The organism is Limisphaera ngatamarikiensis, assembly GCF_011044775.1.
GTDB lineage: Bacteria > Verrucomicrobiota > Verrucomicrobiia > Limisphaerales > Limisphaeraceae > Limisphaera > Limisphaera ngatamarikiensis.
In genome coordinates, this window is record NZ_JAAKYA010000042.1 from 67550 (window position 1) to 84461 (window position 16912).

Annotated in this window: 12 protein-coding genes; 9 read left to right on the forward strand and 3 right to left on the reverse strand. The window is 63.9% G+C overall.

Annotated elements, in window-relative coordinates:
• Positions 1 to 11: 11 nt before the first annotated feature.
• The 4 genes from G4L39_RS06135 to G4L39_RS06150 are packed head-to-tail and all read left to right on the forward strand — an operon-like array spanning position 12 to position 4666.
• Positions 12 to 1706 carry an NADPH-dependent assimilatory sulfite reductase hemoprotein subunit gene (locus G4L39_RS06135; protein ID WP_165106729.1) on the forward strand — a complete coding sequence of 565 codons (1695 nt, stop codon included), beginning with the start codon at positions 12 to 14 and terminating at the stop codon, positions 1704 to 1706.
• On the forward strand, positions 1703 to 2359 hold the full coding sequence (locus tag G4L39_RS06140; protein WP_165106730.1) for a phosphoadenosine phosphosulfate reductase domain-containing protein: 657 nt from the start codon (positions 1703 to 1705) through the stop codon (positions 2357 to 2359). Before G4L39_RS06135 ends, G4L39_RS06140 begins: the two co-directional genes overlap by 4 nt.
• Positions 2360 to 2404: 45 nt before the next feature.
• Entirely contained in the window at positions 2405 to 3310 is a 906-nt protein-coding gene (gene cysD / locus G4L39_RS06145; protein WP_165106731.1) for a sulfate adenylyltransferase subunit CysD, read from the forward strand.
• Positions 3311 to 3349: 39 nt separating this feature from the next.
• On the forward strand, positions 3350 to 4666 hold the full coding sequence (locus tag G4L39_RS06150; RefSeq protein WP_165106732.1) for a sulfate adenylyltransferase subunit 1: 1317 nt from the start codon (positions 3350 to 3352) through the stop codon (positions 4664 to 4666).
• A 179-nt stretch (positions 4667 to 4845) separates the two neighbouring features.
• On the opposite strand, the gene G4L39_RS06155 is transcribed toward G4L39_RS06150, so the two are convergent.
• Together G4L39_RS06155 and G4L39_RS06160 are read right to left on the reverse strand one after the other, a co-directional pair.
• Complete coding sequence (locus G4L39_RS06155; protein ID WP_165106733.1) at positions 4846 to 6765, reverse strand: metallophosphoesterase family protein; 1920 nt, start codon at positions 6763 to 6765, stop codon at positions 4846 to 4848.
• A 144-nt stretch (positions 6766 to 6909) separates the two neighbouring features.
• Positions 6910 to 10191, reverse strand: a complete 3282-nt coding sequence (locus G4L39_RS06160; RefSeq protein ID WP_165106734.1) for a LamG-like jellyroll fold domain-containing protein — start codon at positions 10189 to 10191, stop codon at positions 6910 to 6912.
• Positions 10192 to 11271: 1080 nt separating this feature from the next.
• On the opposite strand from G4L39_RS06160, the gene G4L39_RS15400 reads away from it, so the two are divergent.
• Positions 11272 to 12789: a sigma-54 interaction domain-containing protein gene (locus G4L39_RS15400; protein WP_165106736.1), complete on the forward strand. Its 1518-nt coding sequence runs from the start codon at positions 11272 to 11274 to the stop codon at positions 12787 to 12789.
• A gap of 7 nt (positions 12790 to 12796) precedes the next feature.
• Here the strand turns inward: G4L39_RS15400 and G4L39_RS06170 are convergent, their stop codons facing one another.
• Positions 12797 to 13021, reverse strand: coding sequence for a hypothetical protein (locus tag G4L39_RS06170; RefSeq protein WP_165106737.1), 225 nt, complete (start codon positions 13019 to 13021; stop codon positions 12797 to 12799).
• Positions 13022 to 13210: 189 nt separating this feature from the next.
• Here G4L39_RS06170 and G4L39_RS06175 point away from each other — a divergent pair, with 189 nt between their 5' ends.
• From G4L39_RS06175 to lysA, 4 genes are all read left to right on the forward strand, one after another.
• Positions 13211 to 13654, forward strand: a complete 444-nt coding sequence (locus tag G4L39_RS06175; protein ID WP_165106739.1) for a hypothetical protein — start codon at positions 13211 to 13213, stop codon at positions 13652 to 13654.
• Between the two features lie 13 nt (positions 13655 to 13667).
• The gene (locus tag G4L39_RS06180; RefSeq protein WP_165106740.1) at positions 13668 to 14507 is read left to right on the forward strand and encodes a type II secretion system protein; all 840 of its coding nucleotides are present in this window, start codon (positions 13668 to 13670) and stop codon (positions 14505 to 14507) included.
• Positions 14508 to 15158: 651 nt separating this feature from the next.
• Positions 15159 to 15389: a hypothetical protein gene (locus tag G4L39_RS06185; protein ID WP_165106742.1), complete on the forward strand. Its 231-nt coding sequence runs from the start codon at positions 15159 to 15161 to the stop codon at positions 15387 to 15389.
• Positions 15390 to 15464: 75 nt separating this feature from the next.
• Entirely contained in the window at positions 15465 to 16763 is a 1299-nt protein-coding gene (gene lysA / locus G4L39_RS06190) for a diaminopimelate decarboxylase (RefSeq protein WP_165106743.1), read from the forward strand.
• Positions 16764 to 16912 lie beyond the last annotated feature (149 nt).

Sequence of the window (16912 nt, forward strand, 5' to 3'; positions counted from 1 at the left end):
TGGTTGAACCCATGAATGCAGTCCCCTCTCCGAATGGCCTGACCCGCAACGAAGCCCTCAAGACCGGGTGCCCCACCCTGGCCGGCACCATCGCCACCACGCTGGCGGATCCGACCACGGACCATTTCAGCGACGACGACTACGAGTTCCTCAAATTTCACGGCGTTTACCAGCAGGACGACCGCGATCTGCGGAAAACCGGCAAGAAGTGGATCTTCATGGTCCGTGGCCGGATCCCGGGCGGCGTGATGACCCCGCGTCAATGGGCGGTGTTTGATGACCTGTCGTCCCGGTACGGCAACAACACCCTCCGCATCACCACCCGACAGAGCATCCAATTCCACGGGGTCGTCAAATCCGGGTTGCGTCCGCTGATCCATGGCATCAACGAGTGTCTGCTGTCCACGCTGGCCGCCTGCGGCGATGTCAACCGCAACGTCATGGCGCCGCCCACACCGGCCTATACGCCGGCCCGGGCCGAGGTGTTCGAGGACTGCAAACGCGTGGCCGAGGCCCTCAAGCCGCGCACACCGGCTTATCACAAAATCTGGGTCGAAGGGGTCGAACTGAATCTCAATCAACCCGAACACCGCGACTTCGAAGATCCGCTCTACGGCAAGGGTTATCTGCCGCGCAAATTCAAGACCGGCTTTGTGATTCCCCCGGTCAACGACATCGACATCCTCACCAACGATCTCGGCTTCATCGCCATTGTGGAAGACGGTCGGCTGCTGGGCTACAACCTCGCCGTGGGTGGGGGGATGGGCCGCAGCCATGGCAACGCCCAAACCTATCCGCGCCTGGCGGATGTCATTGGCTTCCTGCCCCGGGAAAAGGTGATTGACGTGGCCCGGGCCGTTCTGACCATCCACCGAGACTTCGGCGACCGCACCAACCGGAAACATGCCCGGCTCAAGTACGTCGTCGCCGAGCGGGGCGTGGACTGGACACGCGCCGAGGTCGAGGCACGGGCGGGTTTCAAGCTCGAGCCGGCGCGCCCCTTCCATTTCACCACCACGGGCGATTTGTTGGGCTGGCACCGGCAGGTGGACGGGCGCTGGTTCTTCACCGTCTTTGTCGAGTCCGGTCGGGTCAAAGATACCGCGCAGGTGCGGCTCAAGACCGCCCTGCGCCTGGTGGCCGACCGTTGGCCGGACCTCGAGTTCCGTCTCACGCCGAACCAGAACGTGATTCTCGCCAACGTGCCCGAGGCTGTGCGCCCCGAACTGGACGCGCTCCTGCGCGACCACGGCGTGCGCACCGATCGCCAGACCAGCGTCATCCGTGCAGCCGCCCTCTCCTGCCCTGCCCTGCCCACCTGCGGCCTTGCCCTGGCCGAATCCGAGCGTCTTCTGCCGAGCGTTCTGAACCGACTGGAGCGGATCGCAGCCGAACTGGGGCTGCAGGATCAGGAAATCATTGTCCGGATGACCGGCTGTCCCAATGGCTGCGCCCGACCCTACATGGCGGAGATCGGTCTGGTGGGCAAGGCGCCCGGCCGCTACCAACTCTGGGTCGGCGGCGACGTGGCCGGAACCCGGCTCAACCGACTCTGGAAGGATACGGTGAAGGAGACCGAGCTCGAGGCCGAGCTGCGCTCTCTTTTGGAACGTTACGCACGTGAACGCCGGGCAAGCGAGCGCTTCGGCGACTGGGCCGCCCGCGTCCTCTGGTCGGAAACTCAAGCTGCACCCGTTCCCGCATGAACGCCGAACTCATTCAACAATGGAACGCCGAGCTCCGGGACCGCCACCCACGCGACATTGTGCGCTGGGCCCTCCAACGCGCGGAGGGGCGCGCGGTGGTCTCAACCAATTTCCGCCCCTACGAGGCCGTTTTGCTGCACCTCTGTGTCCAGGAACTACCCGACATTCCCGTGCTCTGGGTGGACCACGGCTTTAATCGGCCCGCCACGTATCGGCACGCGGAGGAGCTGCGTCGGTTGTTGAACCTGAACCTTCACATCTACCACCCCAAACTTTCGGCCGCCCATTACCAGGCCCTTCATGGTCCACCTCCCGGCCCGGAAGACGAAGAAGGACTTCGTCGGTTCAGCGCCCTCATGAAATTGGAACCCTTCCAGCGCGGGATTCGCGAGCTGGCCCCCCGGGTCTGGCTGACAGCGCTGCGCAAGGTCCAAAACCCGCACCGAGCCGGCCTCGACGTCGTTGTGTGGGACGAGAATTTCAAGCTGTTGAAAGTCAGTCCGGTCTTCCACTGGAGCGATGCCGACATGGAAGCCTACCTTCGGCAGCATAACCTCCCCAACGAATGGGATTACTTCGATCCGGCCAAGGCCGACGAAAAGCGCGAGTGCGGCCTGCACGCCCGTTGGGGATCCCAGGTGTTGTCGTCCTGAGCCCGTTTGCCCGGACCCTGGCCAGCGGAACGTTTCGATCACCGCATGAGAAACTCCTACCAGTTGGATCACCTTCAATACCTTGAAAGTGAGGCCATCCACGTCATCCGTGAGGTGGCCGCCGAGTTCGAGCGCCCCTGCATCCTCTTTTCCGGCGGTAAGGATTCCATTTGTCTGCTGCGGCTGGCCGAGAAGGCGTTCCGGCCTTCCCCCATCCCCATGCCGTTATTGAACATCGACACCGGGCACCATTTCCCTGAACTGAACGAGTTCCGGGACCGACGAGCCCGCGAACTCGGCGCCCGGCTGATCGTGCGCAAGGTGGAGGACGCCATCGCGAAGGGCATCGCCGTGCCCGCCCCGGGCGAAATCAGTCGCAACCGGCTTCAGATCCCCACCCTGCTGGCGGCCATCGAAGAGTTCCGCTTCGACGCCTGCATTGGAGGGGCCCGCCGCGACGAGGAAAAGGCCCGCGCCAAGGAACGGTTCTTCAGCTTCCGCGACGCGTTTGGGCAGTGGGACCCCCGCAACCAACGTCCCGAGGTCTGGAACCTCTACAACACCCGTGTCAACCCCGGCGAACACATGCGGGTGTTCCCGCTGTCCAATTGGACCGAGCTGGATGTCTGGGAATACATCCGCAAGGAAAAGCTCGAGGTCCCCAGCATCTATTTCAGCCACAACCGCCTCTGCGTTCGCCGCCAGGGCCAGTGGCTGGCCGTGAACGAATTCCTCCCGCCCCAGCCGGGTGAGGAGGTCCGTGAACTCCGCGTGCGCGTCCGCACCATCGGCGACATCATCAGCACCGGCATGATCGAAAGCCCTGCGGACAGCCTCGACGACATCATCGCCGAGGTCGCCGCCGCCCGCGTCACCGAACGCGGCGCCCGTGCCGATGACCGTACCGGCGAGGCCGCCATGGAAGACCGCAAGCGGCTCGGATATTTCTGAACACGCGGCAGGAACCTCTGCGATCCTTTCGGAACTCCCATGACCGCCACGCCTTCCATCGAAATCCTGCGATTCAACACCTGCGGCAGCGTGGACGACGGCAAGTCCACCCTCATCGGCCGTCTCCTCTATGACTCCAAAAGTCTGATGGAGGATCAGCTGGAAGCCCTTCAGCGGTCGGCTGACCTCACCGGCGGCGGCCAGATCAACCTGGCCAACGTCACCGACGGTCTCCGCGCGGAACGGGAACAGGGCATCACCATTGACGTCGCCTACCGCTACTTCGCCACCCCGCGCCGCCGTTTCATCGTCGCCGACACCCCGGGACACGTCCAGTATACCCGTAACATGGTCACAGGCGCATCCACGGCCAATCTCTCCGTGGTGTTGGTGGATGCGCGTCAAGGCGTCACCGAACAAACGCGGCGCCATGCCTGCATCGCCGCCCTGCTCGGCATCCCCCACATCGTTTTCGCCATCAACAAAATGGATCTGGTGGACTGGAGCGAGCACCGGTTCCTGGAGATCCGCGCCGAAATCGAGGCCTTCCTGCCCAAGCTGGATGCCTTCCGCGACGTCAAGTTCATCCCCATCAGCGCCCTGTATGGCGACAACGTCGTGGACCCATCCCGGCACACCCCATGGTATGAGGGGCCCACCCTGCTCCGGCACCTCGAAACCGTCCACATTGCCAGTGACTGGAATCTCACCCAGTTGCGGTTCCCGGTCCAATGGGTGAACCGCCCGCACCGGCCCACCGATCCCAACCTCCACGATTTCCGCGGCTTCAGCGGTCAACTCGCCGGCGGAATCGTCAGGGTCGGACAAAAGGTTCTGGTCCTCCCATCCGGCTGGAAGACCACAGTGCGGGAGATTTGGACCCCCGACGGCATCGAACCCGAGGCCTTTTGCCCCCAGAGTATCACCCTGGTACTGGAACATGACCTGGACATCAGCCGCGGCGACATGATCGTGGACCCGGAGCAACTTCCCGGCATGAGCCAGGATGTCCAGGCCCGAATCTGCTGGATGCACACGCGTCCGCTCCTTCCCGGACGCAAGTTCCTCCTCAAGCACACCACCCAGACCGTGCAGGCGGTCGTGACCTCCATCGAACACCGTTTGGACATCACGACGTTTGAACCCCGGCCCGCACCCGCCGAACTCCAGCTCAATGACATCGGCGAGGTGCGTATCCGCACCTCCAAGGCCCTGATCTACGATGGCTACCACACCAATCGCATGACCGGCTCGTTCATCCTCATCGAGCCCGGTACCAACGCCACCGTTGCCGCCGGCATGCTACGGCCACCCCAAGAACGGGCCAAACTCGAGTACACGGACTTCGTCATCTGAGCCGCGGCGGCGCAGGGAGGGATCTCGTCCCGCCCACCCGGCAAACCTTGCACAGTGCCCCTGACCAAGCCCTGAATGTCCCTGGCAGGTGCCAAGCCAGAACGGTGCCGCTATAAGCCCGCGGCCGACACTGTTCCGGCGTCCCGCGCCTGCCCCGCCCCCGGCTGCGAACCAGGCGTCTATCTCAGCCACACCACCCGGTAAAAGACCGCCCCCGCCCCCGATAAAGAGGCGTTGTCACGCAGGGGCGTGCTCCAAACGGTACGAAAATCGTTCGCAATAAGATCCTCCACTCCCACAAACGGTCCCTCCAAAGATTCGGCCCGTTCCACCCGGTAACGTTCCCCCGGCGCACTGTTCCATTCCAGCCGGAGCGCCAGAGGGTCTTGTCCGGCGCTTCCTTCGAGGCCCGCATCCACGCTGGGTGGCAGGACCCTCGGCACCTCGGCCCTGTCGAACACCGCTCCGAAACGATCCCGGGCCACAACCACGAGACGATCGCCCTCCACCTCGCACTCCAGGTGATGGAACCGGACCTCGAATTTTACGCTCAAGGGATCCCGCTCGGTTAGCGAATAGAGGGTATACCCGCCGCCTCCGCTGGTCCAAATGTGCACCCCCTGGACGGGTCGAAAACGCTCATAAACATGGTCATGCCCGCAAAAGACGGCCTGAACCCCATACCGGCTCAGCACGGGCAAAAGCCACCCCTGCAACTCCAGGCGATCCGGCACGCCGTTGGTATTCATGTCGTCGTATCGGCGCCCGCCCGAGGTGAAAAGGGGACTGTGCAAAAACACCACTCGCCACGGTTTCCCGCTTGCCGCCAGGTCCTCCCTCAACCACTGCAACTGAACGCTCTCGGGCCCGAGAGCAAAGTTCGTTGTACCCGGAAAGGGCAAAAGGGTGGGCGCGAACAGGCTGACGAAGTGCACCTCCCCCACGTCGAAGGAATAGAAGTGCCCTGTGCCGGTCACAGCATTGGTGGGCAGGTCAAAGGTTTCCAGGTAGGGCGTACCCGGCAAGTCCCGGTACAAGGTGTTGTAAAGGTCGTGGTTTCCCATCGTTAGATACATCGGCACCCGCCGCAGCAGGGGATCCATCACACTCAAACAGCGCAGGCCCACCAGTTCCCGGGTCAGCTCCGGATAGACCAGATCGCCCGTGTGCAGGATCAGGTCCACGGCCGCCGTGGACAAACACGAAACCACCTGCAGCTGAGGCAGGGTGCCGGACCCGCTGTCGCCCACCACCACGAACCGCAACCGCCCCCGCTCCGGCGGTGTTCGAAACTTCTCCACCGGCAACGCCACCTCCGCACCCTCCGCCTCCACCACCACTTGGTAGGACCACTCCATCGCGGGTTCCAGGTTTGTCAGTTCCACGACATGGTCCCGGGCGGGTCCCAATCCTGTGGCCGTCCGATCGAGCACATCCCCGTTTCCGTAACGCACACGGACCGTTGCCGGCCGGGCCGTGCGGACGCCGATCCGGGCGGTTCGAGACTGCACCCGCGAAAGGATTGGTCCCCGTGTCACGTTCGCCCGGAGTTCCCCCGACCAGAACAATGCCGCGGGATTGGTCACGTGGCTGTGCACCTGCACCGCCAGGATGTTGGTGCCGGTCCTGAGAATCCCCGTAAAACCGCTCAGATCCACCTCGCGCGTGTACCAGCGCCCATAAAACGGCGGCGTCTGATCCCAAACACTCGGAGGTTGCCGGAGGCCAATGCTATAGACGTTCGTCCCATTCAGCCACACGGCCAGACCGCTCTGGTACCCTGCACGCAGGACCAGCCAGCGTATCTCCGAGGGATTCTCCACAACAAACGCCGTCCGGAAACACGCCGACACCACGTTTGTTCGCTCCAACACCGTGGTTTCGTCTCCCAGACCCGAGCCAAACCCGCCCCGCCCCACCGGCCAGGAAGAATCGTCGAAATCCGGTAGCCACCAACCCGCCGGCGGCCCCTGACTGTCCACCCGATTCACCCAATACCGCCACTGCCCTCCCGCGGGAACCAGCACCGGATCCACCGTCGCCCGGACCTTCGGTCCCCACAGCACCAACCCGGCCAGCCCCCAATACCACAACGACATCACCAGCCGATGCCTTGATCTCTCTGTCCTCTCACTCACTGGTCTGCCCTCATTCACGCCCCGCCTCCTCTGATACGATGCGCTGAATCCTGGCATCCAGAACGGTTCAGCCAAGTTACTTTGGACGCCGTAAGCCTCCATGGGTCACTCCAATCGCAGCCGGAAAAACCGTGCGCGGTTGGTCCCGTCGGCGTCAATGGGCACGTCCACAAGCACCTGACCCACCCCCTCCCGGTAGCGCGTCCAGTTCACCAAATCCTCCGAGGTCTCCAACACCAGCTTGAGTCCGACTTCCTCAACATCCGTGGAACGCAGCCGCAATGTTCCCGGCTTCCCGCCCGGCTCCCACACCAGCCGCGGCGGACGGACAACGATCAACCGGATCGGTGCACTGGTGACCGCGCCGACCCGGTTGCTGGCCACCAGCTGGTACCACCCGGCATCCGAGACGGCCAGGTTCTGCCAACGCAGCCACCGGTTCGTTGCGCCCGGCACCACCGCGCCGTCACGGATCCAAAAACACGCCAGGGGGGCCGGGCTTTGGACGTCCACCTCGAGCGTCAACGGCCCCCCCGCCGACGCCAGCACCTGTGAAGGGACAGAGCCCAAAACAGGCCGTTCGATGCTGATCCACCGAAGTTCTCCCTCCCACGACAATGCCTCGGGCGTCACGCCAAACCGTGCCCACACCCCTTCGCGGTAGATGGCAGCCCGCTCCTCGGCCGTGAGCACACGGTCAAACAGAAACACCTCGTCCATCGCGAATCCGCCGCCGCCACTGCGACGCAGCAGAGTGATTGCCCTGTCGCTCCCGGCCGGCCTTTCGGCTGCGACACTGAGGACCGGGCCCTGGTCCACTTGAAGGTAGGCACGTGTCCCGTCGAACCATCCCACGACGAACCTCCACTGGCCCGGGACGGTCCCGGAGGTCGTGTCCTGGACCTCGGCCGACCCCACGCGGAACCGGTAGCGATTTGTGCGCGTGCCGGTATAGTACAGGGCAAACAGGCCCGGCTTTTCGATGGCATACGAAGGCGGGTCATCCCCGCCCTGCTTTCCGTACGCAAACCACCCACCCACGGTAAATCCCTCGGCCGGCGCCCAACTCTCCGAGCCCGGCACCTCCAGCCCGTCTGATGACCCTCCATTGGTGACAGCCCCACTCCAGCGACCTGCCACCGAATCCAGGTTCGATGCCCGAACCCGCAACCGTTCTCCCGAGATTTTCTCGCGCCACTCCAAAACGGGACCGTCGAAAGCTATGTAGTAGCGGGGCAACCGTTCCGAGCCCTCGGCCCGGATCTCCACCGCAACCAGATTGGAGCCCGGCACCAAGCCGGACAACGGGACCGACACGTCCCAGAGGGCCGTGCCCGGCCCGTCCAGATCCGACTGCACAAGCCATGACTGAATCGGCGCATTCGTGAAGCCGGGTCCTTCCGCAATCCAGCGACCATTCACCCATAAGCGCCAGCGCAAACCGGATCGCAGTCGAAAGGTCGGCGCCACGGCACCCTCCATTGCGCCGGGCCACCTGAACCATCCCCGCAGGGCCACAGCCGCGGGACGATAGCCCCAGAGCGCCTCCAGGTCCGTGGCCAACCCAGTCCGACCATACCCCAGCGGGCCAACCGCCGGAAGCCAGTCCCCGGCGGCAAAATCGCGTTCAAACCATGGCATTCCCTCCACGGCAGCAAGATTACGAACCCACCAATGCCCTCCTTCGGGAGAGGCCCTACGCAAACGATCAGGCCCCGCCACGACACAAGGAACCCTCAAAGCGGTTAAGAGGTTTGAGCCTCCCCGGCGCAGGAGTTCCCACCACGTCCAAACTCCGGTGGGTACCTCTGGAGGAACCCTCCATCGCAACCAGCCCGCGACCGGATCCACCCAGCTCCCCAAGCCTCCCCGGGCAAGCCAACCAAAGCCGGCCCCGCTCCACTCACCCAGCCAGGCCATCAGGGGCACGTTCAACGTCTCTCCGGCAGACACCACGATGTCGGCGACTTCACCGGTCCCGGACGGACCTTCCGGGTTCGTCGTGGCCGGTCCCACCAACCCCCAACCACCGATAAAATCATTGAATCCCTTGCTTCGGTACCGCAACTCAAAAAAGCTGTGGGCGCGCAGCGGTTCAGGTATGCGGAAGCGGTATGTCCCGTTCGTAGCCTGCGGCCATGGCAAGGCCTGCCAATCGCCGGCCTCATTCTTGATTTCCACGGTGGCGCCCGGTGTGACCCCCAACGCCAGGAGGCAAAACTCTTCCACGGGCCACACGCGTCCGTCCCAGGGAAACCTCCACTCCAGCAGCCGCGTGTACGCATACCATTCAACGGAGTCCGTAGCGTCCACACTCGCCACTTCCGGAGGTTGGCCGCGCGCCTTCAATCGGCGCCAAACCAGCCCGGGTACTTCTTCGAAGGCTCCCGCCACCGTCTCCGGCACTGCGTCAAAGGGCGGTTGAACAATGTGAAAACGCCCGTCGTACAGATGCCAGTACAGCAACCCCGCGATCCCCCGGTTCAAGCATACCAACAGGCAGCCTGTATCATAGGACCGGCCATTGGTTGCCTGCGGGTTGGCCGTACCCACAATCACCTGGCACACATCGGCCCGGCCCACACGGTAGCTTTTCGCTGTGTGCGAGTGCTCATGACCGCTCAACACCCATACACGTCCCTGGTAATCGGCAATCACCTCGCGCAGGTCCAGTCCGATGCCACGGTAGGTGACACGTTGCAAAAACGGAGCCACATGCACCACAACCACACGCTCCATGCCCGCCGGCGTGTTCATCCACTGTTGGCGCAGCCATTCTCTTTGCGCCGCATTCCGCCCGCCGTAATTCCCGCAGTTCAGGAGGTAAAAGCGCGTCCCGGCCACATCCAATACCCGTTGCGGAGGCATGTCAGGAAACCAGAGCCGGAATGTCTCGGCGTCCTGCTCCGTATCCAGCTGGTCGTGATTCCCCGGTATCCAGACGATATCCCCGCGTCCGACGTTGGTCAGTTGCCGCATCACCTGCGTCCATAGGGCAAATTCATTGGTACCAAGCTGCCAGAGCCGATCGCTGGGTTGCCAGCCCGGCATCGGTGCCAGGGCTTCGCCAATGTCCCCGCCTACAATGATTTTGGCCGGTGGCGGACGCAGGCTGTTCAGAAATGTAATCAACCGCGGGTCAAGGTTGGTGGTCACCGGATAAAGCCCGCCGCCAAGATTCATATGCGCATCACTTAGGAACACCACCACTGCACTGCCCGGTGCCGTCGGTTGGAATCCCAACGCTGCACAGGCTTCCTCAAAACTATCAAAGTACCGCTCTGTGGCACCGCGCACGGGAGGAAACCCCGCGTCGTGCAGAAGAAACAGGCCCAGCAGCCACGGGATGGCACAACCCGCCCGCCCGGTTAATCGGATGCGTAACATGGCATTCTTTTCCCCAGCCGATGGAAGTTGTCCGTCCACATCACGTTCCTGGATAACCCGTACATGTCACGAGCGGGTGAAGGTTGGCGGACAATCCGAACAAAAGTGGGTAACAACCCCCCTCGGGGAAAACCACCGTCCCACAGGTGGCCACCCAACGCGGCCAGAACCTCGACGACTGTCGGTAGCCCTGTACCGCGCGCCGCAATAGCTAAAACCCGGACAGGTCACACCTACACTAGACAGTCCGGCTTTGACGAACTGTCCCGAACCTCGCCTGGATCGGGCCCGCAAAAACCGGCGACCGATCAACCCGGACACCACCGCAAGACGCCGTTCTAAGAACTTTTCCACTCATTCCTCCGCGTCTTTGGTGCCCGTGAGCACGACCCACCGCGGCGCTCCGCCAAACACCTTGCCGGGTGGCGGCACCCGCCACTACCGCTGTCCCCCCACCAGCCCCGCACGGGCACGAAAGCTGGCCATGGGCAGGTCTCGCGCGGAACCATGAAAGGAGGGATGAGCTTTGAGGGTCCGGATCACTCGGGGGCTGTCCCAACCCACCCGCCGCACCGGTAACGGGCGGGTTGGATCAGTCTCTCAAAATCCGAGCGGGCCCGCGGCCTACCGCTTCGGTGGCTGATTTGAACCGCCGACTGGTTTGCCGGACGGGCCCGTCCCGGATTGTCCGCCAGGAGTCGAAGGTTTCGCGGGAGCCTGCCCAGGGCCGCCCGTGGTCTTGCTCGACCCGGTCCCTTTCTTCGATGGTTCGGTAGCAGGATTCTTTTGGGCCATGGTCTGCGTTTGCAAACTTGATTCACATGCGGGTCTTCGCCCATGAAGCCGGAGGTTCCGGCGCCACGAGAGACACGGCAACCGCATCCAAGGCAGCCGACATGCCAAACCCAAAGGCCTAGAGGATTGGCGCGCCAACACACACCATCCCAACAACTTGGAAAACCCCAGCCGGCTTCTGCTCAACCAGGCTTGCCAAGGGGCTGTTGACGTCGGTAGTAAATCTTCCGGTCAACAAGGAACCATTGCTTCACAGAACCGGAGTGAAAGGAACCACAACTTCCCATGCTCCTCAAAGTCGCTCTCCAATTGGCATCCCCACCGTTGAAGCGCCGGGTGGAACGCGTTTGCAGGGGTTTGGATGCCGAGGTGCAGAACCTGCCCGGGGCGCGGGTGGACGTCACCACCGTGGCACGTTCATGTTGCGACATTTTGTTGGTGCAGTCTGATTGCATCCGGCCGCTGGCTCCCGAGAGCATCCGTCAACTGCAACAATTGCCGGAGGCCCCCTGGGTGGTTGTGTTTGAAGAGAACCCCGAGGGCGCGGTTACGGGCAAGTGGATCGCCGCCGGGGCGGAGGCTGTGTTGTCGCCCCGGCTCACGGATGAAGACCTGACGGAGGCTTTACGGTCGATCTTCACACGACGCCGGGCGTTCCTGGCTGCGGCCCTGCAGCAGCAACCCGTGCCTTCCCTGGCTGACTTCGTCTCTGTCAGCCCTGCCATGCAATCGTTCTTGGATCTGGTCCGTCGTGTGGTGCCCAGTGACGCCTCCCTGCTGATCCTCGGGGAAACCGGAGTGGGTAAGGAACACCTGGCCCGGGCCATTCACGCGGCCAGTCCGCGCGCTGCAGGGCCGTGGGTGGCCGTGAACTGCGCTGCCCTCCCGGACACGCTGCTGGAAAGTGAACTGTTTGGATACGAGGAGGGGGCCTTCACCGGCGCGGTGCGCACCCATCGGGGCAGCTTCGAACTGGCTCATCGCGGCACCTTGTTCCTCGACGAGATCGGTGACATGCCCCTTCACCTTCAGGTCAAGTTGTTGCGAGCCCTCCAGGAGCGGGCCATCCGCCGGCTGGGCAGTGAACGCACCATCTCCGTGGATGTTCGTGTGATGGCGGCAACCAACCGCGACGTTGTGGCCGATGTGGAAGCCGGGCGTTTCCGCCGCGACCTCTTTTTCCGACTGGGTGTGATCACGCTCACGGTGCCCCCGCTGAGAGAGCGGAGAGAGGATATTCCCCTCCTGATCCAGAACTTTATGCGACATTTGCGACCCCGCGTGAACCGACCCGTAACGGGAATCACTCCGGAGGCGGTCGAGGCCCTGCAGCAGTACGACTGGCCCGGCAATGTGCGGGAACTGATGAACGTGCTTGAACGGGCCATGCTCTTGTGCCCGGGCAACGAAATCACCCTCCATGACCTCCCCTACGCGATTCGCTGCCGACCTTCGCAGAACCCTACGACCGGGACCACCAGCCCGACCACCACCGCGCCGGGCAGTCCCGCCGAGTGGATCCATCGGACGTGGGAGGAGGTCCGCCGGACCGAGCTGGACCGCGTGGAGCGCGCCTACTTCACAACGCTGCTTCACGTGACCCAGGGCCGTGTGAGCGAGGCCGCCCGCCGCGCAGGCATCACCCCTAGGGCACTCTTTGACAAAATGCGCCGTCACGGCCTGCGCAAGGAACATTTCCGTTCCCCGGGGCCCGGCACACCGCGCCGCCGAAGTTCCGACTCCGCCAACCCCGGCGATCAGGCGCCCGCGCCCGGCGAGCCAGTCCGCCCCCACCACCCCTGACGCCACGTCACCGCGTCGGGCGCGGGGCCGAAAAACCCGGGCGCATGTGCCCGCGCGCGCCGGCGGCCTCGGCAGCTCGAGCCGCCTCCTCCACCACGCGCCGCATCTGGGCAAACCACCATGCAGCCCGAGCCCGCCGCCGCTCCGCCATGCTGCACCGGCGCGTTCCAAGCCGGCCCAGGTCCAGTTCCAGTTGCATTCCCTTCCCCCGCAACATCGTGTTCCCGTTCATACAGCCCCATCGTAGAAGAGGGGGTGGGACAAATACCGGGGTAGGGTGAAAATTTTCGGGCCGGCTATGGAATCGCAACCCGCCGGGCATTTCATTGCTCCGCGCACGCTCTGTCACCAATTCTCATGACATGCATTCTGTGCGCCGCCCCTATAAGTTGAGTCCATTGAGAGTTTCGTCCTCAGCGCCATGAACGACCGATTCACGAGACCTCGTCGGGGCGAAACGTATGGAGCCGGGGCGCCCGCAAGGCTTCGCAGGCTGTTGGCCTGGTTGGGGGCCGGGGTGTTGGGATTGGTCCTGTTCCAGGCATGCGGGCGGTCCGGTCCGTCCACGGACCCGGCTGCGACACCTCCTACCGGATCGCCTCCATCGGTTGAGCCGGGTCAACCCCTTGGACCGCCGGGCTCCCCCGCCCACGTAAACACACCGGCCGCACCCGCAGCCGCCGCGCCGGATTTGCAAGCACTCACCCAGGCCGTGCGCCGGTACAGCGCCGAACGAAGGCGCGTCCCCGGCGGATTGGACGAGGTGGTGGCCGCAGGCTATATCAAGACCCTTCCACCGCCTCCGCCGGGCATGCGATACACCATCGACCCCAAACGGCTGGAGGTCATGCTGGTCAAACGGTGACAGAGATCCCGCCATGCGCCTCAATCCTTGTCATGACCGGCCCGCACAACCCCACACGGGCCCGTGTGCATTCACCTTGATCGAGCTGTTGGTCGTAATCGCCATCCTGGCCATCCTGGCGTCCATGCTTTTGCCGGCGCTGGGGAAAGCCAAGGCCAAGGCCCACACCACCCAGTGCATGGCCAACCAAAAACAGATCGGGGTGGCCATGGCCTTGCACCTCAACGACAACAACGACATGTACCCCTATGCCGCCATTTACACCGGGGACTACATGTACCAGATGTCCTGGGACGACCTGCTGCATCGGAGTCTGGGAGGCACGGCCCCCCAATCGGAACTCGACCTGGCGATCATGGACAGCGTGTACGTCCCGAAACTCCTCAAATGCCCGGCTGACCGGGTCCCGAACACGGTGGTTTGGGCGCAGTACGGCCAGCGCCGGACCTACTCGATGATCGAAGCCTCGTTATCAGTGAACCGGTTCGGCGATCCCCTGCCGCCCACCACACGGGGTGTGGGCGTATATTATTGGTGGCGCGGCGTGCCGGGCCTGCCCAATTGGGAACAACCGGGCTATAAGAGCTCCGTGGTCGAGCAACCAGCGCGGACCTTTCTCCTCGCCGAAAACCCGAAAACCAACAACATCGCCGGCAACTGCTGGCCCGCTGCCGTGCCCAGTCCCGCCCGGCAACTGGAGGGCTACGGTGGTCCCGTCTACTACCTGCACAACGGGCGCTTCAACTATCTGTTCCACGACGGGCACAGCGAACTGTTGAAAGTGGAACAAACCATCGGCCGCGGTTCCATCAACGATCCGCGCGGCTTCTGGACGGTCGTGGCGAACGACTGAACCCCGTTGGCCCTGTAGAGGGGCGAACGGCTCATTCCCTCCGCCGCGCCACATCGGGTGGGCCATGGAAACGCCCGAGCCGGCCCATGCGAATCGCCTTGCGATCTGAACTCAACGGGCTCCACCACACCCTTTTCTCTCCCGGCCCGAACGACCCAACCGCCGGGCACCGACAATCTGTGGCCCTCACCAAAAGCCGCAAGCGCCCCGCCGCAGCGGTTTCCTGCTGGGAATCATAAAGCGCCTTGATCGCGAGGCCGGGTGAATCTTCCGGCGCATCAACGGTGCTACCCACTCAGTTGCCGGCCCCTCCGGCCCATATGCGTGGCGCTCCGGAACACCCGCTCGGCCGGCGCGCAGCTCATCAAAACCAGTTGCCTTCGGAAGGCTCTTGTCCTAGAAGCTTCAAGTATGAAGTTCCTGTCATGGGTGGCTGCCAGCTTGGTGGGGGTCACCGGGCTACTGAGTAATCCTCCGGCCGTGCATGCTGGGTCGACTGCCCGGTCGGACCGCAAACCATTGTACGCCCCTCACCATCCCTACGAAATCCCGGCCCGAGCCTCCGTCGGTCGACGTCCCAAAGCCTCCGAATTGGTCTCGGCAAAAGAGGCCGAAAAAACTGGGGAACCCACCGCTGAGGAAGCGAAGCCGATGGCGCCAAGCATGCCCGGCACGGATGCCCAAACCCTTGGATCCCAGCGCGTTGGGGTGAAGAAGCAAACCCCGGTGCCGCCGCCCTTCCAGCCTCCGGAACCACCCCTGACGCCCGAACAACGGACGCGCCTGGCCGAACTGCTGGAAGCCTACAAAGCCGATCGTCTGACACCCGAGGAGTACCACCGAGAACGTGCGCGGATCCTGTCCGGGGGGGTGCAACGCTAGGGCATCCGCTGCACCCCGGCTTGATGCCCCGCACTTCGACCCGTTTGCCCGCGCAGCACAAGGAGTGGCAGGACGATGCATCATTTCCGATACCACGGAGACGAACTGTTTTGCGAGGGCGTGTCGATCGAGACGCTGGCCCGGCGACACGGTACACCGCTTTACGTCTACTCCCAGCAAACCCTGACGGACAACTTCCGCCGGCTCGATGAGGCCTGGGCCGGGGTCCGTCATCTGCCCTGCTACGCCGTCAAGGCCAACTCCAACCTGGCGATCCTGCGCCTGATGGCCGACCTGGGCAGCGGGTTCGACGTCGTCAGCGGCGGCGAATTGCTGCGAGTACTGGCGGCGGGCGGGCCGGCCGACCGCTGCGTGTTTGCCGGCGTGGCCAAAACCGAAGAGGAAATTGTCACCGCCCTCCGTGCCGGAATCCACTGCTTCAACGTCGAAAGCGAGCAGGAATTGGAACGCATCGACCGGCTGGCAGGCGATCTGGGGTGCGTCGCCCCCGTCGCCATCCGGGTCAACCCGGACGTCGAAGCACACACGCACGCCAAAATCACCACCGGCACTTACGAGAACAAGTTCGGCATCCCTTTCGACCAGGTGGAAGAACTTTACGCCCGGGCGGCCCGCCGTCGGAACCTGTGGCTTCGCGGCGTTCAAATGCACATCGGCTCGCAACTGACCCGGGTGCAACCGTTTGAAGACGCCGTGCGCAAGGTCGCGCCCCTGGTACAGCGGCTGAAAGACCGGTATGGTCTCGAGTTTTTCGACATCGGGGGCGGCCTGGGCATCGTCTATGAGGAGGCGTTGGCCAGCGGCGACCCGGCCTGGTGGCAGACGCCCAGGGGCCGGCGCATGTTGACCCCGGAACTTCACGCCGCGCGCTTGGTCCCAATCCTCAAGCCTTTGGGCCTGCGCGTCCTGCTGGAGCCGGGCCGCTTTATCACCGGCAATGCCGGGATCCTTGTCACGCGCGTCGAGTACATCAAGAAAACCGGCCGCAAAACCTTTGTGATCGTGGACGCAGCCATGACCGAGCTCATCCGCCCCGCCTTCTACGACGCCCACCATGAAATCGTGCCCGTCCGCCGCAGCAAGGCCGCCATGGTCGAGTGCGACGTGGTGGGCGGGGTGTGCGAGTCCGGCGATTACTTCTGCAAGGATCGTCCGCTGCCGTTGCCCCGGCCCGGCGATCTTCTGGCCATCCTCAGCGCGGGCGCCTACGGGTCCGCCATGGGGTCCAATTACAACACCCGGCCATTGGCCGCCGAGGCGCTGGTGCACAAGAACCGTTCTGCCCTCATTCGGCAGCGCCAGCCGGTCGAAGCCATCTGGCAATGGGAACGGCCCGCCCCGTGGCAGAGATAAGCGCCTTGTGGCAGCAAGGGGACCTCTGACCCGAACCCGCGCGCCGGTGGGCTCTCTTCCCCTGCCAGACGTTGTGCCCCTCGCCTACATGGGAAGCCCACAGCTGTAGGCAGACCCGATCGCGCCTTCCCGCACGCCCCATCCCGCTT